Consider the following 26,295-nt stretch of genomic DNA (forward strand, 5'->3'; position numbering starts at 1 on the left):
ACCCTCACGTTTCTAGTTACTGACTATTCTAGCTTGGTGTCTCTGGATCCCCCGATCTGCTAAACTAGAACGGATGGAGCTACTCCCCATAGTATGATGATCCGAGTGAATCGGTATAAGAATTCGGTGAGGTGCCTATTAAGCGGAATTTCAAGCTCCGGTATCAGCTATTGCTGAAGACTCTTGATCAGTAAGCACGTTTGGTGTACAGTAGATTTACATGAATGGTTCTTTAAAGAAGAGGATTTCAACAGAGCCGATAGCCTCTCACTTGGTGTGCACTCTCCTCCAGAGTTTTAACCGCGTGAGGGCCATATTTTTGTCTACATTGAAACTCGCACAGACACTCCAAGATAGACCTGTGGATTCGAATTTGGTGAGAGGCGTATGACAGACATGAGGTATGATTCGTGCAGTACGCGGTTAGAATTCTACAGAGGGGTGAGATACTGTCCGGCTTGCCAAAGCAAAGCGTAGGTGAAACAGAAGATTGACTCACAACGGGGACTATAGAGAGAACTGGCACCTACGGTGTGACTTCTATTCTCGGAAACAGTTCCCAATAATTCTTTTCACACATCGTTGGGGTGAATAGAGGCCGTGAATGTTTCGTGTCGTTCCTAACTCAACAATCCACTTCCTCTACAGTTTTGGAAGATGAACTATTTTGGGAGATGGTCAAGCTGATTCTGCATCATATCTACTCTATAGTCATTCAGTCATATGTATGAAAATCAACTTCTTGCTCGAGAAGTTCGTCGGGAATCCCAGGAACTTCATCGGAACGGACTGGACCCTGTTCCTCGATGACGTCGAGATCGCGGGGGAATTCACGTAACGCGAAATGCAATGAAATACCAGCCTTTGCTCCTTCGCCCAATGCAATCGGGAGTTGATTGTGCCCAGGTGTCAGGTCTCCCACTGCATAGACGCGATCGACTGTTGTCTGCCCGTGATCATCGACGACGACCGTCCCATCATCGTTGACATCACAGCCGAGATTACGGGCCAGACCGTTGTTGTACTCGGCACCGTACATGGCGAAGCCACCCTTGTACTCGCGAATCATGCCGTCTTCGAACTCGAAGGCTGCTAACCAGCCATCTTTGTCGTTTTGAACGCCAGTGATGTCCTCGTGAATGATATCGATCGGATGGTTCGAGAGCATCGTTGCCGTCTCGTCGCTCCATTCAGGGCTATCATTGCGAGTGAGTAGATCAACATCGTCGGTGAAGTTCAGCATGATCGCAGCTACGTGTGCAGCGCTCTCCCCGTATCCCATGACGTAGACGGGTTCATCGACGAACATGTAAGCATCACAGTGCAAGCAGTAGTGGAGCCCGCGACCGGTCCGCGGTAGTGGCGGTTCCGGGCGGATATCGTTGAATCCCGTCGCGAGAACAACGTACTCTGCGCGATAGTCAGCATTATTCCCGCAGAGACGGATCGAACCATCCTCAGTACTGTCGCAGGAGACGAGTAGATCATTGTGGATATCGCACCCGTACTCCCGAAGTTGGTCTCTACCAACCGAGAGAAATTCGTTCCCGGATGTCTCCTCCGTGACACCCAGTAAATTGTGGACCTCTTGCATCATCGCTGCGCGTCCACCGCCTCGATCGACGACGGCCGTTCGATGACCGAGTCGCGTCGTATACAGCGCTGCGGTCATTCCAGCCGGACCGCCTCCGACGACGAGAACTTCGTAATCGTGAACAGTTGAATCAGTAGCCATCGTCTCTTCGTCCGATATCGACACATAAAATGGTGGTTCGAAATCGGCGTGATATTGTGGATACAGTGACAAAGCCAGCGAGTGAGCTCTAGTTCTTGAATTCTATAGACTTACTGAGCAGCCGTTCCTAATCTAATAATTCATAGAATGCATGTTTCCAGCTACAGAGGAATCTCAAATGCGGCCTCTTCCGTTCGCTCGAGCGTCTCGAGGTGCGCTTCGGCATCGAGTGCTGCCATGCTGCCGGTTCCGGCAGCGGTGACCGCCTGTTGATAGTGCGGATCAGCGACGTCACCGGCGGCGAAGACGCCCTCGACCGCCGTCTCGGTCGTCGCGCGGCCGGCGTCGTCCGTACGGGTGCGGAGATAGCCGCTCTCGTCGCGGTCGACGGCGGTCCCCTCGAGGAATTCGGTGTTCGGTGTGTGGCCGATGGCGTAGAACACGCCGCCGACATCGACGGTCTCTCGGTCGACGTCGACGCCGGTTGCGGCCTTCTCCGCGGGATAGCCGTCGGGATGCGAGACGAGCGTCGCGCTGGTGACACCCTCCTCCTGCGAGCCGTGTATCGCCTCGAGTTCCGTGTTCCAGCGGAACTCGATGGTCTCGTTGTCGCGGGCGCGGTCGGCCATGATCTCGGAGGCGCGCAGTTCCTCGCGACGGTGAACGATCGTCACATTATCGGCGAACTTCGCGAGGAAGAGCGCTTCTTCCATCGCCGAATCACCGCCGCCGATCACGAGGACGTCGTCACCGCGGTGGAATGCGCCGTCGCAGGTCGCACACGTGGAGAGCCCGTAGCCCATCAGTTCGTCTTCATTCTTGGCGCCGACCCAGCGAGCGCTCGCGCCGCTCGCGACGATCAGCGCACGCGTTTGCAACGTGTTGCCGTTCGAGAGTTCGAGTTCGAACGGCCGCTCTGCGAGCATCGCGTTTTCGACAGTGCCGTGGGTGAACTCAGCGCCGAAGCGCTCGGCCTGGTCCTTCCCGTTTTGGATCAGCTCCATCCCGCCGACGCCCTCAGGGAAGCCGAGGTAGTTCTCGACGTCGGTCGTCAGCGTCAGTTGGCCGCCCGGTTCGGGTCCCTCGAGCACCAGCGGCTCGAGGTCGGCCCGCGCGGCGTAGACGGCCGCGGAGAGGCCGGCGACGCCGGAACCGACGATCACTATGTTGCGAACATCCGCGGTCGTGTCTGTTTCCTTGTTCATTCGGTGTATCTCTCGATCAGGCTACGGAGTCGGTCTTCCGGCAGCGCGCCGGACTGCTGTTCGACCTGCTCGCCGTCAGCGAAGAGGGCTAGCGTTGGCACACCCCGAACGCCGAACGAGCCCGCGAGTTGCTGGTGTTCGTCGACGTCGACCTTGGCGATCACGGCCTCGGTCGTGTCCGCCAACTGCTCGAGGACGGGATTGAGCATCTGACAGGGGCCACACCAGTCGGCGTAGAAGTCCACGAGAACGACGTCGTGCGCCGTCGTGACGTCCTCGAGGTGGCTTCTCCCGTCGATGTAGATCGGTTCGTCGAGCGATTCTCCGGAGGCACCGCGTGCATCAGTTGCCATCACCACTACGTATGGACTGATAGCGTTTAAAGGTTTTGTGAGAATTGCACAATATAAGGGCCATAGTAGAGGCTGTCTTCATTCTCCACACTACGATGAACGAACCGATCCGTGGACCGCGCTAAGTAGAGGTTCGGTGAGGATGATCGAAGAGACGTGACAACGCTTTCGTCGGTCGAACCGTCCCGATCGGTTTTGCACAGTAACCTAACAACCGCTCATTCGACAGAGTCGGCCGACCGATCTGAAATACCCGCGTCAAAGCGGGTGAAATACCCAACTCGCGTTCCGACGCGCGCGTCGAACGTCAGTCCCCGCTGTTCGACACGGCGTCGCAGCCCTTCGAACCTGACGAAGTGCGGGTCGGGGAGCGACTCGCCGACGACGAGTCGACCGTCGGGTTTCAGGACTCGCTCGAGTTCGTCGAGGGCTCGCTCTTGGTCAGGAATTTCCCCGAGGACTAAGATCAGATACGCAGCGTCGAACGTGTCGTCCGGATACGGAAGCGATCGTGCATCGCCGCGGATCGGTTCGACGTTCGGGTTCCCTTCCTGTCGCATTCGCGTTCGGACGTGTTCGACCATCTCCGATTGGACGTCCACGGCGTGTAGTGTCCCCGACGGTTCGATTGCCCGTGCGACCATCCCGGTGTAGTAGCCGGTTCCCGGTCCGACCTCGAGAAGACGTTCACCGGGCTGGGGCTTGAGTACGTCGCGCAGCCGGGAGCGAGTAATGACCGGACGCGGGAAGTTGATCGCGTGGCGCTGGGCGTACGGGCACGGTGATGGGTTCGATCGCCACCGGAGGGCGTATCCGAGTCCGGCGAGCAGCGTGAGTCCGAGCAGGGCGGCGATCGCTCGTACGGTACGACGAGAAACCATAGTACTCCCTTCATCGTGGACGGACTACAGTCTTCCTCAAACTGACGCACGTGCTGCAGGCTTGCTGGTGCTACCCCAACTACGACCGTTCTCGAAATCAGTTGTACAGTATGTCCTATACGCTTCGTACACAAGTCGACGGCGAGTTTGACGACATCGTCGAGAAAACGATCGACGCCCTTGAGGACGAGGGGTTCGGCGTGCTCTGCGATATCGACGTCCGGGAAACGCTGAAAAAGAAACTCGACGAGGACTTCCGGCAGTATAGAATCCTGGGTGCGTGCAATCCGCAGTTGGCCCATCAGGGACTCGAGCACGATCTCGAACTCGGGACGTTGCTCCCATGTAACGTCGTCGTGTACGACGATGACGACGGCGTCGTCGTTAGCGCGGTCGACCCGCAGCGTCTGATTGGTGTCGTTGACGACGACGAACTCGACCCGATCGGTGACGATGCTTACGAGCGCTTCGAACGCGTTCTCGAGTCGCTGTAGTCGGGTCCAAGAGCGGCCGTTCGGGGTTGGTCTCATCCATGGTTCATCCCAACGCCGCGTTCGCTTATGGGACAGGGCGGTGTCCGTCGTGCATGGCAGATTCGAATGACGACGAGTTCGATCCAATGGCGCCCGAACAGCGGGAGATCGGCCGCGAAATGGTCGACGAGAGTACGGGCCTCGGCTCGGTGATGGCTCACGCGTACCGCGGCGAACTCGGCCGGGTGGATACGTGGCGACAGCGTCTCGACCAGACGACGACGTGGGCCGTGACCGTGATGGCGGCGATCCTAACGTGGGCGTTCTCGAGTCCCGACAACCCCCACTATATTCTGCTGATCGGCATCGTGATCGTCACGGTCTTCCTCGGCATCGAGGCGCGACGGTACCGTGACTACGACGTCTTCCGGTCGCGCGTTCGGATTCTCCAGGAGAACCTGCTCGCGACCGCTCTCGATCCGTCGCAGGGGGTCGAACACGTCGACTGGCGAGCGGAATTGAGTCAGGACTACCGCGAGCCAACAGTGAAGGTACCGATGTGGGAAGCCCTCGCGAATCGCCTCCGGCGCGTGTATCTCGCGCTACTCGGTGTTCTCCTCGTTGCGTGGCTCTTCAGAGTGACCGCGTTTGCGGGACGCGAAGACTGGATCGAAACCGCTGCGATCGCTCGAATCCGGGGGCCGATCGTGATCGCGGTCGTCGTCGCGTTCTACGTCGCGCTGCTCGCGATCGCGCTGTGGCCGCGAGAACGCCAGGCGAAGGGTGAATTCCGTAAAGGAAAAGAAATAGAGGGTGACTGGAAAGATCCGGATGCAGAGGACGAATCGCGTAATCGATGAGCAACTGCACGGAACCATGCGAGTCCGACTGTGGGTAACTAAACTCCGCGGTCGTTCGGTTCTAGCTCGAACTCTGTCATCTCAGACTCGTCGTTCGGATCAAACGGGATGTTCTCAACGCGCTATGGATCCAATTTGACTATCCCTCAGTTGCCAACGTTGCGGGATCGTCAGTCTCTACCTCGACAGGGGAGCGAATGAGGTTCCCCCACTCGGTCCACGAACCGTCGTAATTACGGACGTCCTCGTACCCGAGGAGTTCGTGGAGTGTGACCCAGGTAATCGACGAACGCTCGCCGATTCGACAGTAGGTGATGACCTCGCTATCACCGGTGATACTGTAGTCTGCGTAGAGGTCTTCCAGTTCCGCTCGACTCTTGAATCGACCATTCTCTTTGAGGTTCTCACTCCAGGTAATGTTCTGAGCACCCGGAATGTGACCTGCTCGCTGAGCGGTTTCCCGACTTCCTTCGGGAGCGATTTTCTCACCGCGGTACTCCGCAGCGCTACGAACGTCTACGAGCGGAACGTCCACCTCTAATGCATCCTCAACGCCCTCCCGATAAATACGGATATTGTCGAACGGGCCGCTGACGTCGTACTCACGTTCGGGGAAATCCGGTTCGTCGGTTGTCATTGGGTAGTCGTTTTCTTCCCAGTAGACCCGTCCACCGTCCAGCAGATGGACGTCCTCGTGACCGTAGTACTTGAACTGCCAGTAGGTGTACGCGGCCCACTGATTCCACTCGTCACCGTAGAGTACGACGGTCGAGTCCTCCGTAATCCCCGCTTCCCCCATGATTTCCGCGAACTGATCCTTTTTCAGGATGTCGCGCTGCGTCGAATCCTGGAGGTGTGTCCCCCAACCGAATCCGATCGCGTTCGGAATATGTCCTTCGGCGTACGACTCCTCGTACTCGATATCAGCCTCGACCAACCGATACTCCGGGTCGTCATCTCCGAACTCGTCGAGGTGTTCTTCGAGCCAGTCCGGCGAAACGAGTGCGTCGGTCGCGTATTCACTGGTGTCGGCCATACGAGTTCGACTACTCGAATAAGCCACTTAGAGCTGTTTCTAATAATTCCATAGTCATACAATATTCTGTGTTTCCACTGTGCTGAAGTAGCACTCAGAACCGATACGGCTGGCAAATCCGAGGCGGCGTTACTCCATAGTACATCTCGAGTGGGACCGGAGACGATGAATGCCCGGGTTAGGCTGCGCAGTTGTTCGGCCCTAACTCGAGTTCCGTCGCCTCGGACTCGTCCTCGGGTGGCTCCGAACCCGTGTTGATCTCGATCACGCGCTCGTAGTTCGGTGGCTTGTCGGGCGCATTGTCGACCAATCGGTCCACGAACTCGTCCTCGTCCAGTCCCAGCAGGTCGAGGCTGTCGCGGAGGTCACCTAGTCGAGCGCTGATCAGTTCGCCAGGCGAGCCGACCTCGTATTGGTTGTCCTCCGTGACCGAAACGTGGCCCGGAAGGATCCGCGTCTCCTCTGGTAACTCGAGGATGGTGTCGTGAATCGATTCGTATAGCAGTTCGGCGCCGCTTGCCGCATCTTCATCGCCGAACTGAAGCTCTGTCCGTCCGACGGACTCGACGAACAGCGTGTCGCCGGTCAGCAGCGCCTCGCCATCGACGAGGTAGTTGACCATCTCGGACGTGTGCCCCGGCGTGTGCAGCGCTTCGATCTCGATCTCGCCGAGTTCGATCGTCTCGCCGTCGGCGAGGGGTTCGTAGTCGTACTCGACGCCCCGCTCGCTCGCGTGTTCGCCGAGGTGGTACGGTACGTCGAGTTCGTCCGCGAGCTTCGGTCCACCCGAGATGTGGTCGGCGTGAACGTGGGTATCGAGGACGCGCTCGATCGTGAGCCCGGCCTCCTCGGCGACGATTTTGAACTGGTCCGTCTGACGGGTCGCATCGACGACGACCGCCGACTCGGCGTCCCTCGAGCCGACGATATAGCCGAGACAGCCCTTCGCCCGTCGCTGTAGCTGCAGGACGACGAGGTCGTCGTTTTCGGTCTCGACGGGAACGACCTCGTAGACTTTGCTCCAATCCTCCATACCGCCCTTCACGACGGACACGTCGTCGTAGCCGTGTTGCTCGAGTTCGAAGCTGAACGGCGTCGACGTAAGCCCCTTTCCACAGATCGCGACTACTGTCTCTCCGTCTTTGGCCTCCTCAACGCGCTCGAGTTCTTCGTCCCCGATCTCGTTGTCTGGACCGAACGGGATGTTCTCGGCGCCGTGAATACGCCAGCCCTCGTAACTATCTTCAGGGCGCGTATCGACGAGCGTGAACGACTCGTTTGAGTCAATCATATCCGCGAGCCGTTCAGGGGAAATTTGGTTCACCATTGGAATCACCTTACAATACTATCTGGTGCGAGGCCGCCGATAGTTCTCATCCCTGCATAGGCATCCTCGGCTACCGGTACGGATTTCGCCCGCTCTCGGGGAAGCGGGTCCCGGTTGGGATTAACCGCGTCTCGCAGTACTCATCTCCGCCCGCGTAATCAACCCCCGGTTGGACGTACGGGTACGGTCCGTCAGCGGGCGTATTCTGGACCCATCCGCCGTTGTCGGGTGTCTGGACGAGCGTCGTCTCCTCGTAATCGATCGGCGAGTAGTCCTCGAGGTAGTCGACGACGACGTCGACCGGAACGACGCCGTCTTCAATGTCGATGTCTTGGAACGGGAAGCCGCAGTTTCCGAGATCACGTTCGGGATCACCGGGACGGGTAAACGTCGCGATCGAGTAGCGCGCTTCGGGATCGACCGGTTCCCCGTCGACGACGAGATCGACGAGTCTGCGTTCGCGTTTCGCGGTCGGATCGATGATCACCTCCACGTTCGAAGAGTAGTTCCGGACACGACCGTCCTCTTGCTCGTAAACGTACGGTGTGAAGTTGTCAGTAAGGAACGCTTCCATGTGGTTCAGCAGCTGCTGACCGTACGCTTCGCCACGGGCCACCGGTGCGGTCATCGGAAACGCTTGATATAGGTGCTCGAGCGTTATCTCGCCGGCGGGAACTGCCGGACCGTAACGGAAGCCGTGGGTGACCGCTAATTCGGTGCCGAAGTACGTTCGTAGTGCGTCGGCGAACAGCGCGTTCCAGTCGCTCTCGAGGAACGATTGTCGATCGAGCGACCCCTCCGTCCTCCCGACGACTGTGTCCAGCGGCCGCTCGAGGGTTCCGTCTCCTCGCTCGTAGGAAGTTTCGTCGTCGAAGAACGGCGATCGAATATCCGCAACCGTCCGTTCGGCCACCGGTGCCGGGTCGGATGTGTAGACGTGGTCTTCGGCGAGACAATAGAGGATGTGGCGAAATGCGACGCCGTCGTCATCGATGTGGAGGTCCACGCGGCCGAGTCCGTCGCCCGTTCCTGATTCGATGACGAGCGTCTCCGTCTTATCGATCAGGATCGGATCGTGAGTGTACTCGTGAGTATGCGCACTGAACAGAACATCGATACTCTCGATGTCCTTCGCCGCTTGGACGGCCCACGGCAGTCCGATCTCGGTGACCGCGAGGACGACATCGGTACCCTCGTTGCGTACGGATTCTGCGGCTTCCTCGAGCAACGCTGGGTGTTTTCCGAACCGGTACTTTCCCTCATGGAACGCCGGCGCCATACGGTCGACGTAGACGTTCGTCATCCCGACGATTCCGACGTCGACGCCGTTCACACGTTCAATCGTGTAGGGGTCGAACAGCAACCCGTCCGCATCTGGCCCGTAGAGGTTGTTCGCTAACACCTGCGCCTCGAGTTCGTCCATCAGGTTCCGCAGGTTCCTGTCCTCGGCGGCCTCGTTTCCAAAGTCCCAGTTCCCCGGAACGTACACGTCCGGATCGACGTGCTCGGTTATCGGTTCTAGCATCGCCCTGCCCTTCGTGTACGTCGTCACCGCGGTGCCGTGGAACGTGTCGCCGCTCATTAGCGTAAGCGTCTCATCGGTAGCCGAGCGGATCTCTTTGAGTTTGCCGGCCAACAGCGGGATCCCGCCGCCGCGCCGGAGGATCCGGTCGTCGCCACCGAAGTCGAAATCGGGGCTCGATTCGGGATTATCGTAGTAGACGTGATATTCGGGAACGAGCTGGCCGTGCAGGTCGCTGACGTGGAGACAGACTACGTCCGGTACTTGTCCCTGATCGCGGTCAGCCGCGTCCGATCCGTCGAGCCGTTTCCACTCCTCCATGTATTCCGTGTCGAGATCCATGCGATGCTCTTTCACGTCCTACGAGAGCATGTACTCAAGCCGTTACCCTGCATTGTGCTCCCGCGATTCCCACTCTTGCTCCAGTCCGTCGAGCAGTCGATCGATGTCGTTTGCAGTATTGACTGCGTGGACGGACGCTCGAACGGCGGTCGGAGATGGCAGTGCTCGAACGACGATCCCGTTGGCAGCCAGCCGTTCGACTGTCGTCGCCGGATCGTCAACATCGATGGTCACGAGCCCCGACTCCGGCACTGAGGGGCTGAGAAGACGGTCAACAGGGACACCGTCTACTAGTCGACCGGCGAGACGGCGGACGCGGTCTTCGATCCGGTCGATCCCGACTTCATCGATCACGTTGATTGCTTCCCGGAGCGCGACGTGGGGTGCCGGGTTCGCTGACCCAACTTCGAACCGACGTGCGCCGGCTGCGTACTTGTAGGGATCGTCGGATGGCGTCTCGACGCTTCGATAACCGACCGTTCGCGGCTCGAAACCCTCAGCGACGTCACGGTCGACGTAGAGGAAGCCGCCGCCCCACAGCCCGAGCAGCCACTTATGGCCGGCAGCAGCGACCGCATCAGCACCCCACTCCGCGACGTTCATTGGTAGTTGTCCGGGGACCTGTACGGCGTCGACGAGCGCAAGCGCACCAGCGTCGTGGGCGATATCAACCAGTTTCCCTACCGGAAGCTGCGTCCCGTGGGTCCACGTGACCGCGCTGAAGCAGGCGACTCTGGCATCCGTGACGGCCTCGGCGAAACGCTCGAGATCGATGCGGCCGTCCTCGGTCTCGACGACTCGAACCTCGACGCCTTCCCGCTTGAGGCGTTGCCACGGGAGGATTCCGGCGGGATGCTCGAGGTCCGTCCGTACGACGATGTCGCCGGGCTGCCAGTCGATCGCGTTGGCGATCGCGTTGATTCCGGCCGTCGTACTCTCGGTGAGCGCGATCTCGTCCGGATTGGCGCCGACGAACGATGCGACCCGCTCTCGAGTCCGGTCAAACGCTCGGAACGCCGTCTCGTAGGGGTGGTCGCCAACCGGTGACTCGTACTCGTGCTCGCGGACGAACTCGTCGGCGGCATCGACGACATATTTCGGACTTGGACCGTGAGCGCCGAAGTTGAGGTAGGTTCCCTCCTGTAAGGCAGGGATATCCGCCCTGAACTCGGTCGGCGTCATCGTCGGATTCGGTTGCATACGGTATCTTACGAACGCAGTAGATAATAATCTTGGGTTCACTATGAAATACTGAGGGCAGACGCCGTGAACGAGCAATTCACCGACGAGCAACGGGGGTTGCAAGAAACCGGTCCCCAGCCCCATCTCGAACACTTCGTTCATCCGGAGAACCGTTCCTGGCGATTCGGCAACAACTATCGTGACCACTGAACGTTATTGCACACCTGATCGGAGGCGACAGTATTATATTATATTGGGACCATAGTACAATACATGTCTGAACCAAGAAGCGATGACACTGGGGAACAATTGGGAATCGTACTCGAAACCAGCGACCCCGAACGCGCGTGGAACGCCTTTCGTCTCGGAATCACCGCACTAGAGAACGGAAACGACGTGTCAGTGTTCCTGCTCGGCGACGGCGTCGAAGCCGAGGAGATCACGGACGATCAGTTCGACGTACGGAATCGAATGGAGGAGTTTGACGAGGCCGGCGGGGAGTTGTTGGCCTGTGGTACCTGTCTGGACATCCGAAACAGCGATGGGAGCGAGGTCTGCCCGATCTCGACGATGAACGATCTCCTTGAGGTCGTGACGACCGCCGATCGAGTGCTGACGATCGGATAGTAATCGGTTCCGGACACCCTGCACAGCGGAGCGCTCGAGCGTCGGAGTGCTATCCGGATGGATCCATCCTGTCGACTGCAGACGCCCATACTTCGGGCAGGCGCGCGTACACCATCGCGTTCCCGATGAGCGCGTCGACGGTCGTGTACTCGTCGACCGCGTGGCCGGTATCCGTCGCGAGCGCGAACTCTACCGTCGGAACGCCGGCGTTTCGAAGTGTCTTCGCGTCGCCGCCGCCGGTCGCGCTCCGGCGGTACATCCGCTTGCCGGTTGTCGCTTCGGCACTCGAGGCGACGGCCTCGACGAGCGGACTGTCGATCGGTTCGGCGGTGCCGACGCTCCAGGCGACGTCGGCGACCGTGATCCCCTCGCAGTCGGCGACGCACTCCCGTATTGCTGAGAGGACCTCGTGCGTCCGGACGCCGGCCGTCAACCGGATATCGATTTCCGCGCGGGCGGACTCGGGGACGCTGTTGATCGCGTCCCCGCCCTCGAGGACGCCGAGGTTGATCGTCGGCGTCTCAAACAGTTCGCGGGCGGTCTCGGCGCCCATCGTCGGCTCGTAGAACGCGATCGATTCGTCGAGGATCGGCTCGATGATGGGATCGATCTCGAGGCATCGCGTCCCGAACCGTTGCCGCAGCGTCGTCACTGCGTCGTAAAGTCGGTCGATCGCGTTCTTGCCGAGCACCGGCCGCGAGCCGTGTGCGGCCTCGCCGGTCGCCTCGAGCGTCAGCCAGATACTCCCTCGATCGGCGACCGTCACGGAGTGGCGCCCCACCTCGCAGGTCGGTTCGCCGATGACGCAGGCGTCGGCCTCGAGACGGCCGGTCTCGAGCAACGCGGGGAGGCCGGCGTCGCCGCCGACTTCCTCGTCGCTGACGAACGCGAACGCGAGGTCGACGGGCGGTTCGACGTCCGTCTCGGCGAACGCGAGGTCGACGGGCGGTTCGACGTCCGTCTCGGCGAACGCGCGGATCGCGAACAGCATCGCTGCGACGGCTCCCTTCATATCGGTCGCGCCGCGGCCGTAGATCCGGTCGTCGATGCGCTCACCGAGCGGATCGGACGACCAGGCGTCGGTGTCGAACGGCACCGTATCGAGGTGACCGTTGTACAGCAGCGTTCGATCGCTCGCGCCCGGAAGAGTCACGAGGAGGTTTGGTTTCGCTGGATCGACGGCGAACCGCTCGACGTCGACCGGAAGCGGCGACAGGTACTCCTCGAGCAGCGAGACGATCTCGCGCGTGTCGCCAGGCGGATTCGCCGTGTCGACCGCCAGCAGGTCGAGCGCGAGCTCGATCAGGTCCGCGCGGTGGTCGGCGACGTAGGCTTCCAGTTCACCGGGTTCGTCGGTCGTCATCGTGATCTCACTCGAGTTTGCCGGCGAGAACCTTCGCCGCGGTGAGAATCGGATCCCAGACGGGGCTGAACGGCGGCGCGTACGCCAGATCCGCGTTCTGCAGTTCGGTGACGGTCATGTCGGCCGTCAGCGCCGTCGCGACCGTGTCGATGCGCTTCGCGCCCTCGCGGCCGACGACGGTGCCACCGAGCAGTTCGCCGCTCTCGCGGTCGGCGACCAGCGTGACGGTGAGCTCCGCGCCGTCGGGGTAGTAGTGAGCGCGCGTCGATGCCGAGATCGTCACGGAAACGGGATCGAATCCAGCCTCGCGGGCCCGATCCTCGTCGATGATCCCTGTTCGGGCGGCCCCGAGGCCGAACGCCTTTACGATCGCGGTGCCGGCGGTGCCGCCGGTCGGCGTGGGAGCGCCGGTAATCGTCTGTCCGATCGCCCGCCCCGCACGGTTGGCTGTGAGGGCCAGCGGGACGTGGTCCGGATCGCCGGTCACGACGTGGGTCGCCTCGGCGTTGTCGCCCGCTGCGTAGACGTTCTCGTCGTTCGTTCGCCCGTACTCGTCGGTTGCGATGGCTCCGGTCGGCCCCAGTTCGATGCCGGCTTCCTCGGCGAGATCGGTATTGGGCGCGCCGCCGACGCCGACGATCGCGACGTCGGCGGCGACGGTCTCGTCCTCGAGTTCGACGGCCTCGACCCGCTCGTCGCCGACGAAGCCCGACACGGCGGTCTCGAGGTGGAGTTCGACCCCCTGCTCGCGCAGGTGCTCCTCGACGACCCCGGCGACGGCCTCACCGAACGGCTGGAGGACGTGGGGCAACATCTCGTAGAGGTGGACATCGACGCCGCGGGCCGACAGCGCCTCGGCCATCTCGATGCCGACGTAGCCCCCGCCGACGATCGCGGCCGTCTCGGGTTCGCGGTCGGTGACGTAGTTCTCGATGGCGTCGGCCTCGTCCATGTCGTGGATCGTGAACACGCCCTCGAGATCGAGTCCCTCGAACGGCGGTTCGATCGCGCTCGCGCCGGTCGCGACGAGCAGGTCGTCGTAGGGCTGTTCGTCGGTCTCGTCGTCGATCTCGACCGTCACCGTCTGCGCGTCGGGATCGATATCGACGACCTCCGCGCCCGTTCGCAGGTCGACGTCCCGTTCCTCTCGGAACTCCTCGGCCGTCACGGTGACGAGGTCGTCCAGGTCGTCCACCGCCCCCTTCACGTAGTATGGCATCCCGCAGGCGGCGTAGGAGACCCACTCCCCTTTCTCGAAGACGATCACCTCTCGCTCGGGATCGTCTCGTTTCGCCTTGCTCGCGGCGCTCATTCCCGCGGCGTCACCGCCGATAACGACGAACGTCTCGGTCATACGCGAAGAGTAGGACGGCAGCGCCTAAAGTATTTCTGGGAGTTCCCAATACTATGCAATCAAATACGGCTATCGCTCCGAAAGCGTCTCTCGTCACGAGCCTCTGCTCGACGAGTTCGGTACCATCTACAAAGACATGGTACGGTCTCCGATGCCACGATCAGTGTGGAAGCGTCCACTGCTTGCGTCAACGGATCACTCGAGGTCCGCGTTTCGCTCCACGCCCGAGGATCGCTGCGTCTCCCGGTCCGCGGTACGGGCCGAACACGAACAGTTTGAGCGCAGTCGGATCAGTAGCCCGATGACGCCGAGCACTGCGAAGATCACCGCTCCCTGTGCGATCCCGGCGATCATCCCGACTGATGTTCCGCCGGCGATGGCGGCGGTCCCCGGTCCGACACAACAGAGGCTCGCGAGCCCTGCCAGCCCGAGCAGCGATTGGTCCGAGATGTCTGAACCCATACGTGAATGTAAGGATCGGGAGGGATATGTATTCGGCCGATTTTCCGAGTCAGCGATTGCGGTCTCGAACTGACCGCCCGGTATCCCACCTGTTACGTGTCCGCTCGCCTGCCGAACGATACAGGAGGCTCCTACACGTGATTCGTCCGCCCGGTTTTCGCTGGAGCAGCGCACGGTGGTGTACTCCCACGAATCGACGGTCGTCCCGTAACGGTCGACGGTGAAATCCAGAACTGATTTTTGTGGCGGACACAATACTATACACGAATGACGCTGCCAATCGACCCTAGTCAAATCGATCCGGACGACATCGGTGCGAAACAGACGACCCTCGAGATGGACCACGAGGAAGCGATCGAGCGCGTCCGCGAGGTATTCACCGACGCGGGGTTCGGCGTTCCCGTCGAGTTCTCGCCGTCGGAGCTGCTCAACGAGAAGGTCGATGCCGACCGCGACCCCTACTACGTCCTCGGCGCGTGTAATCCGTCGGTCGCCGACCGTGCACTCGAGGCGACCGACGGGAAACTCGGCGCGCTCTTCCCGTGTAACGTCGTCGTCTGGGAGGAAGAGCCGGGTCGACAGCGCGTCTACCACGTCTCGATCATGCGGATCGCGCGGCTCGTCGGAATGGCACCGGACGACGACGAGATGGAAGACATCGTGGCGGAGACCGGCGAATTGGTCGATACCGCGTTCGAGAATCTGTAACCATGGGATACCACACGTTCGACGCCGAGCGAGCGGACAAGTTAGAGGTGGCCGGACGGCGTTATCGGTTCGTCTCGGCCGAGGAACTGCTGTGGGCGCTCTCGCTCTCCCCGGACGATACCGTCGCCGACCTCGGCAGCGGAACCGGCTTTTTCACCGACGACGTCGCACCACACGCCGGCGAGGTCTACGCGGTCGACGTTCAGGAGGAGATGCACGAGTACTACCGGGAGAAGGGCGTCCCGGAGAACGTCGATCTCGTGACCAGCGACGTGAGCGACCTGCCGTTCGACGACGGCGGCGTCGACGCCGCGTTCTCGACGATGACCTACCACGAGTTCGCGAGCGACGCGGCGCTGGCCGAGATTCGCCGGGTCCTCGCCGCAGGCGGTCGACTCGTCGTCGTCGACTGGGCGGCCACCGGAACCGGTGAGGACGGTCCGCCGGTCGACGAGCGCTACAGCGCCGACGAGGCGGCGGACGCCCTCCGCGAGGTCGGGTTCGCCATCGAACACGAGGCCGTCCGACCGGAGACCTTCCTGCTGATCGCGACGCTCGAGTAAGGGTGGAATCGGTGTCCTGACCGGAACAGAGACGAGTATTCTTCCTTTGAAAGAGAATTACGCGTCTCTGATCCGTTCGATCGCCTCGTCGAAGCGCTCGATGGGCTGTGCGCCGACGAGCGTCCCGAAGGATTCGGAGTCCGGATCGGAGACGGCGAACGTCGGCGTCCCCCGAATGCCAAACGAGCGTGCTTGCTCGTTATCCGCGTCGATCTCGTTTTCGAGCGCCGACCGCCGATCGTCGAGACACGACTCGAGCGAGTCGGCGTCGATGCCGTCGACCGAGCGCGTGTACTCGACCAAGTTATCGGCCGCTGCCCAACCGGAGTTCTTCTCGCCCTGTTCCTCGAAGATTGCCGCGTGCCAGTCCCAGTACGTCGAAGGGTCGGCGTCGCGAACCTGATCCCACACGCACTTGCCGGCGACCGCGGCCGTCATCGAGTCCGCACCGAAGTACGGCAGCGAGATGAATACGATTCGAAGCTCGCCCGGTTCGACGTACTTTCGAACGAGGTCAGGGAGTGTCTCTCGTTCGAACTGTTCGCAGAACGGACACTGGAAGTCCGTCCAGTAGTAGATCTCGAGCGGTGCATCGGACGCACCCATAATCGGCTTTCCCTGCAATTCGACGCCGAGGTTTGATGTCTCGTCGCTCGAGTGAAACGACGGGGAGAGGTCGTGACCGGTGTCGTCGGATCGGGTGAGATAGTACGCGCCGCCGACGCCGAGAGTTCCAACGAGACCCGTAACGAGAGCGCGACGAGACGGCTGATCGAGCGACATCGATTGTTCGCGCTCACATTTCTGCTACCGGCCCTAAACGGATCCGCCGATTTGCTAGGCCAGCAAATCGGATCGGGATCTCGTCCGTCCCGCTCCAATTTGCCCATTCGGTCGCTCCCGACGGTCCGACGATGAGCAGTGATCGAACAGCGGAAACGGTGTCGGGCGCAACGAGTGTTTCGAGCGATCGAATCCGGTACTACGAGTCCACGACCTCGAGCGTCCAGTCGCCGTTGGCCTCGACGTTGAGCCAGACGGGGCCGCCCGCCTTGTACGACCGTGAGTTATTGAACTCGCCGGTCCGGTGGACGAGTATCTCCCGACTGCCGTCCGCGTCGTAGCCGTCGACGATGAACGCACCGTCACCGTCATGTGTCGCGACGACTCTGATGCCACCCTGGGTCCACAGCGGTCCGACAAACGCCGATCCCGTTCCGGTCGCCTCGAGCGGGAGGTCCTCGAGTTCGTCGGCGTCAACCGCCGGCTGTGAGAGGTCGATCGACCACGCGCCGTCGGCGTCGACCTCGAGTCTGTAGGCGTCGTCGTCGACGGCCATGATCGACTCGCCGGTGGTATTCCCGGACGTGGTCAGCAGATTCTCGTTGCGTCCGATACCGTCGGCTTTCGTCACGTCGACGGCGATCTCCCCGCCGTCGTGGGAGACGTTCGCCACGAGCATCCCCTCGTCGAGGTCGAACGTGGCGGTGTCGCTAGATCCAGATCCCTCGAACGTGTGGGACTGGCCCGCCTCGAGAATCGTTCCGCTCGGTCGCTCTCTGTTCTCGGTTTCGTCGGTGCCGTCGGCGCGCTCGAACGTCTCGTCGACGAGATCTGAGGGAGTAATGACGTCGAGGCCGCGGTGCTCGATGTGATCGAGGAGCAGTCCGAAGTCGTCCAGTGACATCCGATTCTCGTTGACACCCACGTCCGCTTCGTCGACGATCCGCGGGACGCGCAACACGGTGAGATGGTTGTACTGATTGGAGAGGTTGATGTGTCGGCGAACACCGGTGTGAAGCGCGGGACCCCAGATGAACGGGATCATATGCATCTCGGTCGGTGGCACGCTCGTCGTTCCGGCGTTGGACAGGAACGTCGTCTCGTGGATTTCTCTCGTGAGCCCGTAGGTCGTCGCATCCATCCGGTCGTCAGGAACGAACAGGTGACGCGATCCGTCCTCGAAGCCCTCGTCTGCGAGCGCGTCTCGAGCGGTTTCGAGGATCCGTCGCTGCTGGTCCTCGGACTGTTCCGGCAGGGGCGTCGACACCTGTGGGAGCGAACAGACGTCCCAGCCGCGGTCTCGGAGGTCGCGTAATTCGGTGCGCCCCATCCGACCGGCGGCTCCGATTTGCTCGGGGCTGACCGGAACCGCCGCGGTCCAGTCGCGCTCCTCGAGCATCTCGGCCGCGATGTCGTAGTGCGAACCGTGGCCGCCGTAGAACGCGAGGATTGCGGCACCGTTAGCGGCCGATTCGGTTCGGTGGAGGTCGTCGACCAGCAATTTGGACGGTCCGCCGTCCGGCCCGTCCGCGATGATATTGAGACCGGTGACGTTCGACAGGTCCGGGTCTTCCCCCGGTTTCTGCTGGTAGCCACAGTCCATTCGGAACCAGCCGTCGTATCCATCCGGAACGATTCGAATACTGGTGAGGCGTTGGCTCTGCGTCGGTGCAAGGAATTCGACGATGATTCGATCAGCGGATTCCGGTTTGACCGCCAGCGAGGTGTCCCAATCCTTGAAGTCGATTCCGTCGTCGAACCGAATCTCCATGCCGGCCGTCGCCTCGTCGCTCTCGATGACCGCCGCTTGCGATCCGAGTCGCGCCTCGTCGGGAGCGGCCGAGAGTTCGCCAGTTCGGGCGGACCACTCGCCGAGATCCTCGAAGTCAGAGATTACCTGTCCACTCTCGATAGCGGGCCAGTTCGTGGGGCCGGACGCCATTTCTCCCCTGCCGACTCCGTTACCGTCGTCGTCCGATAGGATGTCCATACAGCCAGCGAGGGTCGTCGATGCGGCACCGAGTGCGGCGAGCATTCGCCGTCGGGACGACCCCCCGTTCGTGTCGCATTCGTGAGCCATTGTAGATAGGTTACTCGTCGTTACGTTCTCTCTTTGATGGCGTAAACGGACCTGCTGATTTGCTGACCCAGCAAATCGGAGTCGGTGATTTCAGTCATCCCTGCATCGGTGCAACTAGATGTTCACGCGCGATTCGATCAGCGGGTACTTGACGAACCTCGCTGCAGCGGTCTCGTACCCGTTCGAGACGTGGCGAGGGACGATCGGACTGGTACTCGTGACGGTCGCCACCTACGTCCTCCTGATCCTGAGTACGATGCCGGAGTTCTCGCTCCAGATGCTCGGCGATGGACTCCACTGGTTCGAATACGTTCTCGTCTCGCTCACGGAGACGATTTACCGAACCGACGGCTGGTCGGGGCTCGCGGTCATCGTCCTCTACGCCTTGCTGTCGGGCGTCGCGATCGTCAACGCCGTTGCGCAACTGCAGATCGTCGGTCTCTCGAGTCTCACCGACCTCTCCGGCGTCGTCCCGGGGCTCCTCGCATCGGGCTGTGCGAGCTGCGGTGCCGGCCTCCTCGGCTTTCTCGGGTTCGCCGGGGGACTGGCAGTACTCCCATACGACGGCGCGTTGCTTCGCATCGGCGGGCTCGCTCTCTTGGTGTTTTTCCTCGGACGAGCGGGCCATCCGGAACGCTGTGCGATCACGACGGAGGCGACAAAATGACGGCACACGACTTCGTCCGATCGATCCGATCGGATCGGCGAGCGATGCTGTGGGGAACGGCCGCCGGAATCGGCGTGGTCCTGCTATTCGGGCTCGTCACCGGTCTCATCCCGAACCCCCTGTACGTTCGGATGGTCCCCCGGACGCCCACCGACTACCTGTTTCTGATGCTGACCGCGCTGCTGGCGGGCGTCTACACCGCACAGCGACTGGCGACCGAGACGGCCGATCTCGACCTTGAGGCCGACGACGAGAGCGAGGCCGACGGCGCGAGTAGCGAGGACCGCTGGATGCTCGGCGGTCTCGTCGGCGGATTCCTGGCGGTCGGTTGTCCGATCTGTAACGTCGCCCTGCTCGCCCTGTTTAGTTCGTCCGCGCTCATGACGTACTTCGATCCGTTACGACCGGCCCTCGGTGCGCTCTCCGTGGTGATTCTGGCGGGACTTATCTACGTTCGCCACAGGCGGTCGTGTCCGACCTGCACACCGTAATGCGTTCGACCATGAGTTTCCATCAAAACAACCAAGATATTGTAGTAATTATGCACTTCGTCCCAATATTTTAGAATCCATCATCGGAAGCCAATGATTAACCGACACCCTGTCGAGGCGCTCATCATCGATCCGAACGCCGAGGACGTTCAGTTCTTTCTCGAGACGATCGAGAACGCGGCGTCCGTGAACACCGTTTCGACCGCTGTCAGTGGCGCCGACGCACTCGAGTTTATGCGGCAGTGCAATTCGGATCCCGACCGTTCCCGTCCGAACCTCGTCGTGATCGATATCGACCTCCCGAAGATGGACTGGCGATCGCTCCTCGAGACGTTCGATACCCATCCCGAGTGGACGGACGTTCCCGTCATTGGCTTCACAGGGGTGGACGAGCGGAAATGCATCACACAATCGTACACACTCCGCGCAAACGCATATATTCGGAAGTTGGATGTCCGAGACGGGTTCGTCGACGTCGTCCGAACGCTTGAGGTGTTCTGGTTCGACATCGTCTGGTTACCGCCGGGAGACGAAGCGGACGACGACCGTCAGTAGTCAGGAGTGCTGCTCGAGTGTGGGTACAAGATAGTGACGGCGATTTGCTGAGCCGGGGAATCGTGGCCTATTTGGTACTGAACGACGGGGTCTATCGTGTGCAACACGGAGGTCCCTCGGACTCGGCGGAAATCTTCCAGATCCTCGCGGATGAGTACGCACGGAAGATACTCCTCGCCGCAGATCACGGACCGAAAACAGCGAAAACGCTCAGCGAGGAATGCGACGCCTCGCTCACGACGATCTATCGGCGAGTGTCGACGCTGCAGGACCACGACCTCATCGAGGAACGGAATACCGTCGATTCAGACGGGTCCCATCGAAGCAAGTTCCAAACGTCACTCGAGGAACTCCACGTCGAGATTACCGACGGGCAGCTCTCGCTGACGCTGGAGACCCGCGACGAACTCGCTGACAACTTCACGTCCCTCTGGAGCGATCTCCGGGGTGACGACTGATGGAAGCGTCGTTCGTGATCGCCAAACTGTTCACGTTCGTGCTGAGTCTCGGCGTCGCGTATCTGGCGTATCACGGCTATCGGCGCAGCGGTCAGACGCCGATGCTGTACGTCTCCGGTGGATTCGTCTTCATCGGTGCCGGCGCGATCTGCGAGGGGCTCATCTACCACGTGTTCGGAACGACGATCGCGTCCGCCGCCCTCGTGCAGGCGGCCATCGTCTCGAGCGGGATGGTGCTCGTTCTCATTTCGTTGACGAAGTGATCTCGCGAACTCCCGAGCGGCATTCGCGCTCCTCGTTCATCCTCGCCGCTGTCCCTTTTTCCGACTCGGGGAATCGTCGTACTGGATTTACGATTCCCACCGAAACGTCGACGTATGAATCGGCGTCTCTGGCTCCGATCGATCGCCGCCTCGAGTGTCGCTACCACCGCGGGCTGTCTGGATACCCTCTCGAGTGATGAGGGACAGGCAGACGATAGCGCCGGTAGTGAACGGAAGCATGCCGACGGAGCGGTTCTCGGCCCACCGGAGCAAGATCTGAGCGAGTCGTCGCATCCGAGCTACGGCGACGACGTTCCGTCGGTCGAACTCCCCAACCCGCTGACCGGTGAAACGGTCTCGACGGACCAGTTCGAGAACGATCGGGCCATTTTGATGACCTTCTTTTATACGTCGTGTCCCGATGGGATGTGTCCCGCGTTGATACTACGACTCCGTCGTGCACAGGAAGCCGCTGCTGCCAACGGGTACGGTGACGATGTCCAACTGCTCGCGATGACGTTCGATCCGGAACGGGACACGGAAGACGCGCTTCGAACGTTCGCCGATCAGCAGGGAGTCAATCTCGAGGCCGGGAACTGGGATTTTCTCAGACCGAAGCGGTACGAAACGGCGAAGGAGATCTTAACAGACCAAATTGGGTTGCCGCTCAAAAAGATCGATGCCGAGAAGTACGATTCGCTCGAGTATCAGTTCCCCCACTATAATTTGATCTTGCTCGCGAACGAACGGGGGATCGTCGAGCGAGTGTATCCCCGGGGGGCAACGGTCGAGATCTCACGGGTAGTCGACGATCTCGAAACGGTGGTGTCAGCGTAAGATGCGCAGGCGAGATATCCTCGCCGGAGTCGGCAGTCTGGGTACGATCGGTGGCGCAGGAGCGCTGGCGATACGCGGTCCACCGTCGTTCGGAGATGGAACAGACGAAACCCAGAGCGAGAATTCGGATGGAACAGGATCTCCGGACACCGAACCGCTCACGATCGAGACGATCGATGCCCCGGGAAGCGAAGCCGGCGAGGTCCGTGTTCCGGCGTCCGACCGACCCACGTTCATCGATTTCTTCGGCACGTGGTGTCCGCCGTGTATCGAGCAGATGCCCGCACTTGCGGCGGCGAACGATCGCATCGGTGACGACGTGCTGTTCATCTCGATCACGAGCGAAGCGATCGGGCGATCAGTGACGAAAGCAGAACTAGTCGACTGGTGGGAGAAACACGACGGGAACTGGTCTCTCGGCCTCGATCCGACTGCGGAACTGACTGCACGGTATCTCGCGGGCGGCTATCCCTCTGCGGTTGCGATCGATACGTCCGGTCGCGTCCAGTGGTCGGACACCGGCGTCAAAACGGCGGACGAACTCGTGGCGGGGATCGAACAGGCGCTCGAGGCGAGGACGGACGCGTGATCGACGCATCGCTCCTGTCGACGGTCGTCTTCGCACTCACTGCCGGCGTCGCGACCTTCTTTAGCCCCTGTGCGTATCCGCTGTTGCCCGGGTACGTCGGGTTCTACGTCAGCCGGACGGACGGCGACGCATCACTCGGTGGGGCGACGACCCGCGGTATCGCCGCAGGCGTTGGCGTTCTGGGAACGCTCGCAGCCCTCATCGGGGTGACGTTCGTAATCGGTCAGCAGACGCTATCGAACCTCACGATCTTCGAGTCGCTCGTCGGCGGACTACTGGTGATCTTCGGCGCGCTCGTTCTCGCCGGTCGCGCCCCCTCGCTGTCGATTCCGCTTCCGAAGCGGCGCTCGAGTATCTTCGGATTCGGACTCTTCGGTTCGGGGTACGCGCTCGCTGGGGCCGGTTGCGTCGCGCCCGTCTTCCTCGCGGTCGTCGCCCGCTCGCTATCGCTGCCGACCGAGGCGGCGGCGCTCATCCTGATGACCTACGTCGGTAGCGTCGTCGCCCTGATGATCGCGGTGACGGTCGCGACCGGAATGGGGCTGGTCGCGAGTGCAGGTCGGTTCGCGGCCTACTCGGGACCCCTGAAGCGGCTCGCCGGAGGCCTGATGATCGTGGCTGGAGCCGGACAGCTTTATCTGGCGCTCGTTGTCTATTAGCACGATTTCATTTAGAACAACTCGTGTAACTCACGGTCAGTACAGGGGAAGGACTTACCACTGGAATATTTCGGTAGAGAGTAACGATATTGCACTATTCATGTTCGTTCAAAAACAATAAGTGACTCTGTTCTATAACTCAGACTGTGCGCCGTATCTATTTAGCCGTAACTGGAGGAAGCTTCCTGTGGGCCATAGCGGTGGTATTACTCATGTTTGGCCGATATACTCCCTTCCCGATGTTTGACCTTGTACGTTCAATAGTCTTCCTTGGTGCTATTATCTGGACTATTCTGGGAATAGGGATGCTCGTACGAAACGGGTATCAGCGACTTTCAGGCTGACAAGTTCGCACACGTAGTTACCGTTCTGTATAGATGGTTACGAAAATGATCTCAAAGTACGAGATTAAATTCACGTTCGCAATAACTCAGAACTTTCTGTGTTGGTAGTAAGCGCAAATACGATGAGCAATCATCCAGACACCACGCGTGATCAGACCCAGAATACGGTGACTCAACGCGCGCTAATCGCGGCAGGAGTATTCGGATTTGGATTCAGCGGGTTAATTGACGTACTCGTTTTGCACCATATCCTCCAGTGGCATCACTTGGTTTCTGGAATTTATCCAATGTACACGCTGGACGGCCTTGAGACAAACATCCTTGCAGATGGGCTGTTCTCACTTGCGATGTTAATTATTATGGGAGTCGGGGCCGGCCTTGTGTGGCAGTCTGAGCGACGAACTGTTGTTCCGTTAGCCGTCCAACCGCTGGCTGGTGCTGCTCTCATCGGTCTCGGCGTGTTCGATGTCTATGACGCCTTCATTGACCACGCTCTGTTAGGCCTACATCAGCCAGTCGGTCCTGGCGGGAAATCCTTGTCTTGGGGTGGTCAGTATAACCCTCATTGGATAGTGGTCAGCCTCCTCTTCATCACTGCGGGGTACTACGTCTATAGAACGGGGATACAGAATCGTAGTGGCGAGCGGGAAGAAACCACATAATTTGTCTGCAATTTCACACTCATGTTTGTTCTACGTATCCTCTCAATGCTTGGGTTTCTATTATACGGAAGTCCGTTACATGGTCCTCCGCAAGCGCCACCGCCACCAGTCCCCCATTGGGTCGTACTGATCGTTGTTGTTCCTACTCTTTGGCTTGTTATCGGTGGTATAGTACTAATGATCGATTGGCTGTTACGACAGTTCTGAAAGGTAGGAATACGAACAGGGCTCATTGGAATGCTACTGTTCCGAGCACGTCGAAGTACAGCAATATGTTCGCATATGTAATTACCGTTCAGTAGAGAGAACACACATATTGTAATAGAAAATCTGCAATTTTATTGTATTTTTACACCTCGAAACAGCCATAAGGAGTTGTTGCATTGAGTGTTCCAATGGAGGAGTTGCGATGAGCAGTGGGGATCTATTCGTCATCGATGACAATCCGGCGGATATTCGGTTCATTGAGGAGGCGCTCTCTGTCTCAGAACTGACCCCGACTATCCATACTGTGAATACCAAGGATGAGGCACTTGATTTCATCTATCAGCGAAACGAGTACGAGGATACACCTCGCCCGGATGTGGTGCTGCTCAATTGGCGACTCTCTCAGACGACCGGCAAAGAGATATTGAACGCTGCTCAGTCAGCCACTCCACCCCTCCCTGTCGTCGTAATGACTAGTTCGAAACCACAAATGCAGTCTGAGAATGCACCGGTATCACGGCCAGACCAGATAATCGAGAAGCCAACAGACCCCGAGATGTATACTGAACTGCTCCGACCATACCTCAGCACTCAATAAGCACACGTACTTACCGGATCAAGTGATTCAGTTTCGGGTGCCATTTTTCATACCAAACCCTATTACCAATTACTATTAGAAGAACAGCGCTGGCACGGAGTTGCGGAAGATGTTGAGAGAGATAACGAACAGGAGTCCGACGACGAACCAGTTGAACGCGCGCTCGTCGAACTCGAGGCGTCGGAGATACGTCCCCACCAGTAGGCCACCGATCGTGACGACGGCGATCACCGACCCAAGCCAGAGCCGGTAGGTCGTCAGGAGATCGGTGAACAGCGCCATCTGTATGATACGAACCGTAAATATCGTTCCGAGAACCATTGCCAACCCGCCGATGTATCGCTCGGCATCCCGCTCGAAGGTGTGGAAGTACGCCGGGAGCAGCGGCCCGAGATTCGCGAGAGCGAGCAGGAAGCCTTGGGAAAACCCAGCCATACCGAGGGCGACTGGGTGGTGTGCTTCCTCGACCGTGACGAAGTTCTGGACGACCTGAAAGACAACGTAACTGAGGAGGACGAGTCCGATAACGAAGGGGACGAGCGGTCCGGCGCTGTACGTCGCCAACGCTGCGACGCCGATAACAGTCCCAATAACGGCGAGCAATAGGAGCGACCACTCCTCGCGAACGAACGACCGCCCCGTTCCGGTTTCCGCGATCTGGAACATATTGAGCATCCACGGGGGAATCGCCAGGACGACGACGGCGACGGTCGGATCGATCACCGTCGCGAATATCGGTGTCATGATGAGCGAGTAGCCAAAGCCGGTCATTCCCTTGACGATGCCAGCGACAATCGCGACCATGCTCAGTACGGCGAGCAATCCGACTGAAAGTTCGGACTGAACGCCCCGTCCGGCGTTCTCGAAACCCGGGAAGAAGACGATCGAGGCGACGAGAACGATCAGCGTCGCGCCGACCATCGTCACCTCGCGGTACTGAAACTCGAAGAGATTGGTGAAGAACTGTTCGACGTCGACTGTAGTTTCCGGAGCACTCATACTAGTTCGAAGGCGCATCTCGACCCTCGAGATCGCCGTTTCGAGGACATCGGTCGGCCACCCGTATTCCATTGTGCTATTCGGCGAGATTTATCGAAGCCCGAGTTACC

Annotated in this window: 29 protein-coding genes; 15 read left to right on the plus strand and 14 right to left on the minus strand. The window is 60.1% G+C overall.

From position 1 onward, the window contains the following. Positions 1–715 precede the first annotated feature (715 nt). The 4 genes from AC0QDI_RS24310 to AC0QDI_RS24325 all read right to left on the minus strand — a co-directional run bounded on the left by AC0QDI_RS24310 (position 716) and on the right by AC0QDI_RS24325 (position 4,174). A complete protein-coding gene (locus AC0QDI_RS24310) occupies positions 716–1,735 on the minus strand; it encodes an NAD(P)/FAD-dependent oxidoreductase (protein ID WP_474672649.1) in 1,020 nt (339 codons plus the stop codon). 161 nt (positions 1,736–1,896) lie between these two features. Continuing rightward, on the minus strand, positions 1,897–2,940 hold the full coding sequence (locus tag AC0QDI_RS24315; RefSeq protein WP_474672651.1) for an NAD(P)/FAD-dependent oxidoreductase: 1,044 nt from the start codon (positions 2,938–2,940) through the stop codon (positions 1,897–1,899). Then, positions 2,937–3,293, minus strand: a complete 357-nt coding sequence (gene trxA, locus AC0QDI_RS24320; RefSeq protein ID WP_006667186.1) for a thioredoxin — start codon at positions 3,291–3,293, stop codon at positions 2,937–2,939. Before trxA ends, AC0QDI_RS24315 begins: the two co-directional genes overlap by 4 nt. 218 nt (positions 3,294–3,511) lie before the next feature. Continuing rightward, positions 3,512–4,174 carry a class I SAM-dependent methyltransferase gene (locus tag AC0QDI_RS24325; protein ID WP_474672654.1) on the minus strand — a complete coding sequence of 221 codons (663 nt, stop codon included), beginning with the start codon at positions 4,172–4,174 and terminating at the stop codon, positions 3,512–3,514. Between the two features lie 110 nt (positions 4,175–4,284). Between AC0QDI_RS24325 and AC0QDI_RS24330 the strand changes: the two genes are divergently transcribed. Further along, positions 4,285–4,668, plus strand: coding sequence for a DUF302 domain-containing protein (locus AC0QDI_RS24330; RefSeq protein ID WP_474672656.1), 384 nt, complete (start codon positions 4,285–4,287; stop codon positions 4,666–4,668). 92 nt (positions 4,669–4,760) lie between these two features. Continuing rightward, positions 4,761–5,507: a DUF2270 domain-containing protein gene (locus AC0QDI_RS24335; protein WP_474672658.1), complete on the plus strand. Its 747-nt coding sequence runs from the start codon at positions 4,761–4,763 to the stop codon at positions 5,505–5,507. Between the two features lie 139 nt (positions 5,508–5,646). On the opposite strand, the gene AC0QDI_RS24340 is transcribed toward AC0QDI_RS24335, so the two are convergent. The 4 genes from AC0QDI_RS24340 to AC0QDI_RS24355 all read right to left on the minus strand — a co-directional run bounded on the left by AC0QDI_RS24340 (position 5,647) and on the right by AC0QDI_RS24355 (position 10,934). Beyond that, on the minus strand, positions 5,647–6,543 hold the full coding sequence (locus AC0QDI_RS24340) for a sulfurtransferase (protein ID WP_474672660.1): 897 nt from the start codon (positions 6,541–6,543) through the stop codon (positions 5,647–5,649). A gap of 178 nt (positions 6,544–6,721) precedes the next feature. Beyond that, entirely contained in the window at positions 6,722–7,870 is a 1,149-nt protein-coding gene (locus tag AC0QDI_RS24345; RefSeq protein ID WP_474672662.1) for an MBL fold metallo-hydrolase, read from the minus strand. 70 nt (positions 7,871–7,940) lie between these two features. Next, entirely contained in the window at positions 7,941–9,734 is a 1,794-nt protein-coding gene (locus tag AC0QDI_RS24350) for a bifunctional metallophosphatase/5'-nucleotidase (protein WP_474672664.1), read from the minus strand. 42 nt (positions 9,735–9,776) lie between these two features. Then, positions 9,777–10,934: an aminotransferase class V-fold PLP-dependent enzyme gene (locus AC0QDI_RS24355; protein ID WP_474672666.1), complete on the minus strand. Its 1,158-nt coding sequence runs from the start codon at positions 10,932–10,934 to the stop codon at positions 9,777–9,779. Positions 10,935–11,189: 255 nt separating this feature from the next. On the opposite strand from AC0QDI_RS24355, the gene AC0QDI_RS24360 reads away from it, so the two are divergent. Continuing rightward, a complete protein-coding gene (locus AC0QDI_RS24360) occupies positions 11,190–11,543 on the plus strand; it encodes a DsrE family protein (RefSeq protein ID WP_474672668.1) in 354 nt (117 codons plus the stop codon). A 49-nt stretch (positions 11,544–11,592) separates the two neighbouring features. Here the strand turns inward: AC0QDI_RS24360 and AC0QDI_RS24365 are convergent, their stop codons facing one another. The 3 genes from AC0QDI_RS24365 to AC0QDI_RS24375 form a co-directional block, all read right to left on the minus strand. Further along, positions 11,593–12,906 (minus strand): M20 family metallopeptidase, encoded by a 1,314-nt coding sequence (locus tag AC0QDI_RS24365; RefSeq protein WP_474672670.1) that lies wholly within the window; start codon positions 12,904–12,906, stop codon positions 11,593–11,595. Between the two features lie 7 nt (positions 12,907–12,913). Then, entirely contained in the window at positions 12,914–14,260 is a 1,347-nt protein-coding gene (locus AC0QDI_RS24370) for an FAD-dependent oxidoreductase (protein ID WP_474672672.1), read from the minus strand. 195 nt (positions 14,261–14,455) lie between these two features. After that, on the minus strand, positions 14,456–14,722 hold the full coding sequence (locus AC0QDI_RS24375; protein ID WP_474672674.1) for a hypothetical protein: 267 nt from the start codon (positions 14,720–14,722) through the stop codon (positions 14,456–14,458). A 267-nt stretch (positions 14,723–14,989) separates the two neighbouring features. On the opposite strand from AC0QDI_RS24375, the gene AC0QDI_RS24380 reads away from it, so the two are divergent. After that, positions 14,990–15,430 (plus strand): DUF302 domain-containing protein, encoded by a 441-nt coding sequence (locus AC0QDI_RS24380; protein ID WP_474672676.1) that lies wholly within the window; start codon positions 14,990–14,992, stop codon positions 15,428–15,430. A 2-nt stretch (positions 15,431–15,432) separates the two neighbouring features. Then, positions 15,433–15,993 carry a class I SAM-dependent methyltransferase gene (locus AC0QDI_RS24385; protein ID WP_474672678.1) on the plus strand — a complete coding sequence of 187 codons (561 nt, stop codon included), beginning with the start codon at positions 15,433–15,435 and terminating at the stop codon, positions 15,991–15,993. A 57-nt stretch (positions 15,994–16,050) separates the two neighbouring features. Here AC0QDI_RS24385 and AC0QDI_RS24390 read toward each other — a convergent pair whose 3' ends face one another. Together AC0QDI_RS24390 and AC0QDI_RS24395 are read right to left on the minus strand one after the other, a co-directional pair. Then, entirely contained in the window at positions 16,051–16,776 is a 726-nt protein-coding gene (locus AC0QDI_RS24390) for a DsbA family protein (RefSeq protein WP_474672680.1), read from the minus strand. Positions 16,777–16,975: 199 nt separating this feature from the next. Next, positions 16,976–18,856, minus strand: a complete 1,881-nt coding sequence (locus AC0QDI_RS24395; RefSeq protein ID WP_474672682.1) for a polysaccharide deacetylase family protein — start codon at positions 18,854–18,856, stop codon at positions 16,976–16,978. A 118-nt stretch (positions 18,857–18,974) separates the two neighbouring features. Between AC0QDI_RS24395 and AC0QDI_RS24400 the strand changes: the two genes are divergently transcribed. The 10 genes from AC0QDI_RS24400 to AC0QDI_RS24445 all read left to right on the plus strand — a co-directional run bounded on the left by AC0QDI_RS24400 (position 18,975) and on the right by AC0QDI_RS24445 (position 25,186). Then, positions 18,975–19,523, plus strand: coding sequence for a hypothetical protein (locus tag AC0QDI_RS24400; protein WP_474672684.1), 549 nt, complete (start codon positions 18,975–18,977; stop codon positions 19,521–19,523). After that, entirely contained in the window at positions 19,520–20,014 is a 495-nt protein-coding gene (locus AC0QDI_RS24405) for a hypothetical protein (RefSeq protein WP_474672686.1), read from the plus strand. The genes AC0QDI_RS24400 and AC0QDI_RS24405 overlap by 4 nt, the downstream gene beginning before the upstream one ends. Before the next feature lie 93 nt (positions 20,015–20,107). Further along, entirely contained in the window at positions 20,108–20,569 is a 462-nt protein-coding gene (locus AC0QDI_RS24410) for a response regulator (RefSeq protein ID WP_226777935.1), read from the plus strand. Positions 20,570–20,667: 98 nt separating this feature from the next. Next, positions 20,668–21,027 carry an ArsR/SmtB family transcription factor gene (locus AC0QDI_RS24415; protein ID WP_226777936.1) on the plus strand — a complete coding sequence of 120 codons (360 nt, stop codon included), beginning with the start codon at positions 20,668–20,670 and terminating at the stop codon, positions 21,025–21,027. Then, positions 21,027–21,290 (plus strand): DUF7521 family protein, encoded by a 264-nt coding sequence (locus tag AC0QDI_RS24420; RefSeq protein ID WP_006111121.1) that lies wholly within the window; start codon positions 21,027–21,029, stop codon positions 21,288–21,290. Before AC0QDI_RS24415 ends, AC0QDI_RS24420 begins: the two co-directional genes overlap by 1 nt. 114 nt (positions 21,291–21,404) lie before the next feature. Further along, positions 21,405–22,127, plus strand: a complete 723-nt coding sequence (locus AC0QDI_RS24425) for an SCO family protein (protein ID WP_226777937.1) — start codon at positions 21,405–21,407, stop codon at positions 22,125–22,127. A 1-nt stretch (position 22,128) separates the two neighbouring features. Further along, positions 22,129–22,716 carry a TlpA family protein disulfide reductase gene (locus AC0QDI_RS24430; RefSeq protein WP_226777938.1) on the plus strand — a complete coding sequence of 196 codons (588 nt, stop codon included), beginning with the start codon at positions 22,129–22,131 and terminating at the stop codon, positions 22,714–22,716. Continuing rightward, entirely contained in the window at positions 22,713–23,375 is a 663-nt protein-coding gene (locus AC0QDI_RS24435; protein WP_226777939.1) for a cytochrome c biogenesis CcdA family protein, read from the plus strand. Before AC0QDI_RS24430 ends, AC0QDI_RS24435 begins: the two co-directional genes overlap by 4 nt. Before the next feature lie 466 nt (positions 23,376–23,841). Beyond that, on the plus strand, positions 23,842–24,381 hold the full coding sequence (locus AC0QDI_RS24440) for a DUF2243 domain-containing protein (RefSeq protein WP_226777940.1): 540 nt from the start codon (positions 23,842–23,844) through the stop codon (positions 24,379–24,381). A 409-nt stretch (positions 24,382–24,790) separates the two neighbouring features. Continuing rightward, positions 24,791–25,186: a response regulator gene (locus tag AC0QDI_RS24445; protein ID WP_226777941.1), complete on the plus strand. Its 396-nt coding sequence runs from the start codon at positions 24,791–24,793 to the stop codon at positions 25,184–25,186. A gap of 75 nt (positions 25,187–25,261) precedes the next feature. Here the strand turns inward: AC0QDI_RS24445 and AC0QDI_RS24450 are convergent, their stop codons facing one another. After that, positions 25,262–26,185 carry a sulfite exporter TauE/SafE family protein gene (locus AC0QDI_RS24450; protein ID WP_474672690.1) on the minus strand — a complete coding sequence of 308 codons (924 nt, stop codon included), beginning with the start codon at positions 26,183–26,185 and terminating at the stop codon, positions 25,262–25,264. Positions 26,186–26,295 lie beyond the last annotated feature (110 nt).

The sequence above is a fragment of the Natrinema sp. LJW11 genome, from assembly GCF_056135975.1.

Excerpts from the sequence above, each read along its gene's own strand:
- AC0QDI_RS24400 (WP_474672684.1), top strand. The coding sequence starts at position 18,975 with ATGTTCACGCGCGATTCGATCAGCGGGTACTTGACGAACCTCGCTGCA.
- AC0QDI_RS24345 (WP_474672662.1), bottom strand. The coding sequence starts at position 7,870 with ATGGTGAACCAAATTTCCCCTGAACGGCTCGCGGATATGATTGACTCA.
- AC0QDI_RS24370 (WP_474672672.1), bottom strand. The coding sequence starts at position 14,260 with ATGACCGAGACGTTCGTCGTTATCGGCGGTGACGCCGCGGGAATGAGC.
- AC0QDI_RS24425 (WP_226777937.1), top strand. The coding sequence starts at position 21,405 with ATGAATCGGCGTCTCTGGCTCCGATCGATCGCCGCCTCGAGTGTCGCT.
- AC0QDI_RS24410 (WP_226777935.1), top strand. The coding sequence starts at position 20,108 with ATGATTAACCGACACCCTGTCGAGGCGCTCATCATCGATCCGAACGCC.
- AC0QDI_RS24440 (WP_226777940.1), top strand. The coding sequence starts at position 23,842 with ATGAGCAATCATCCAGACACCACGCGTGATCAGACCCAGAATACGGTG.
- AC0QDI_RS24340 (WP_474672660.1), bottom strand. The coding sequence starts at position 6,543 with ATGGCCGACACCAGTGAATACGCGACCGACGCACTCGTTTCGCCGGAC.
- AC0QDI_RS24365 (WP_474672670.1), bottom strand. The coding sequence starts at position 12,906 with ATGACGACCGACGAACCCGGTGAACTGGAAGCCTACGTCGCCGACCAC.
- AC0QDI_RS24360 (WP_474672668.1), top strand. The coding sequence starts at position 11,190 with ATGTCTGAACCAAGAAGCGATGACACTGGGGAACAATTGGGAATCGTA.
- AC0QDI_RS24430 (WP_226777938.1), top strand. The coding sequence starts at position 22,129 with ATGCGCAGGCGAGATATCCTCGCCGGAGTCGGCAGTCTGGGTACGATC.
- AC0QDI_RS24445 (WP_226777941.1), top strand. The coding sequence starts at position 24,791 with ATGAGCAGTGGGGATCTATTCGTCATCGATGACAATCCGGCGGATATT.
- AC0QDI_RS24385 (WP_474672678.1), top strand. The coding sequence starts at position 15,433 with ATGGGATACCACACGTTCGACGCCGAGCGAGCGGACAAGTTAGAGGTG.
- AC0QDI_RS24335 (WP_474672658.1), top strand. The coding sequence starts at position 4,761 with ATGGCAGATTCGAATGACGACGAGTTCGATCCAATGGCGCCCGAACAG.
- AC0QDI_RS24420 (WP_006111121.1), top strand. The coding sequence starts at position 21,027 with ATGGAAGCGTCGTTCGTGATCGCCAAACTGTTCACGTTCGTGCTGAGT.
- trxA (WP_006667186.1), bottom strand. The coding sequence starts at position 3,293 with ATGGCAACTGATGCACGCGGTGCCTCCGGAGAATCGCTCGACGAACCG.
- AC0QDI_RS24390 (WP_474672680.1), bottom strand. The coding sequence starts at position 16,776 with ATGTCGCTCGATCAGCCGTCTCGTCGCGCTCTCGTTACGGGTCTCGTT.
- AC0QDI_RS24310 (WP_474672649.1), bottom strand. The coding sequence starts at position 1,735 with ATGGCTACTGATTCAACTGTTCACGATTACGAAGTTCTCGTCGTCGGA.
- AC0QDI_RS24350 (WP_474672664.1), bottom strand. The coding sequence starts at position 9,734 with ATGGATCTCGACACGGAATACATGGAGGAGTGGAAACGGCTCGACGGA.
- AC0QDI_RS24395 (WP_474672682.1), bottom strand. The coding sequence starts at position 18,856 with ATGGCTCACGAATGCGACACGAACGGGGGGTCGTCCCGACGGCGAATG.
- AC0QDI_RS24375 (WP_474672674.1), bottom strand. The coding sequence starts at position 14,722 with ATGGGTTCAGACATCTCGGACCAATCGCTGCTCGGGCTGGCAGGGCTC.
- AC0QDI_RS24325 (WP_474672654.1), bottom strand. The coding sequence starts at position 4,174 with ATGGTTTCTCGTCGTACCGTACGAGCGATCGCCGCCCTGCTCGGACTC.
- AC0QDI_RS24450 (WP_474672690.1), bottom strand. The coding sequence starts at position 26,185 with ATGAGTGCTCCGGAAACTACAGTCGACGTCGAACAGTTCTTCACCAAT.
- AC0QDI_RS24315 (WP_474672651.1), bottom strand. The coding sequence starts at position 2,940 with ATGAACAAGGAAACAGACACGACCGCGGATGTTCGCAACATAGTGATC.
- AC0QDI_RS24355 (WP_474672666.1), bottom strand. The coding sequence starts at position 10,934 with ATGCAACCGAATCCGACGATGACGCCGACCGAGTTCAGGGCGGATATC.
- AC0QDI_RS24330 (WP_474672656.1), top strand. The coding sequence starts at position 4,285 with ATGTCCTATACGCTTCGTACACAAGTCGACGGCGAGTTTGACGACATC.
- AC0QDI_RS24405 (WP_474672686.1), top strand. The coding sequence starts at position 19,520 with ATGACGGCACACGACTTCGTCCGATCGATCCGATCGGATCGGCGAGCG.
- AC0QDI_RS24380 (WP_474672676.1), top strand. The coding sequence starts at position 14,990 with ATGACGCTGCCAATCGACCCTAGTCAAATCGATCCGGACGACATCGGT.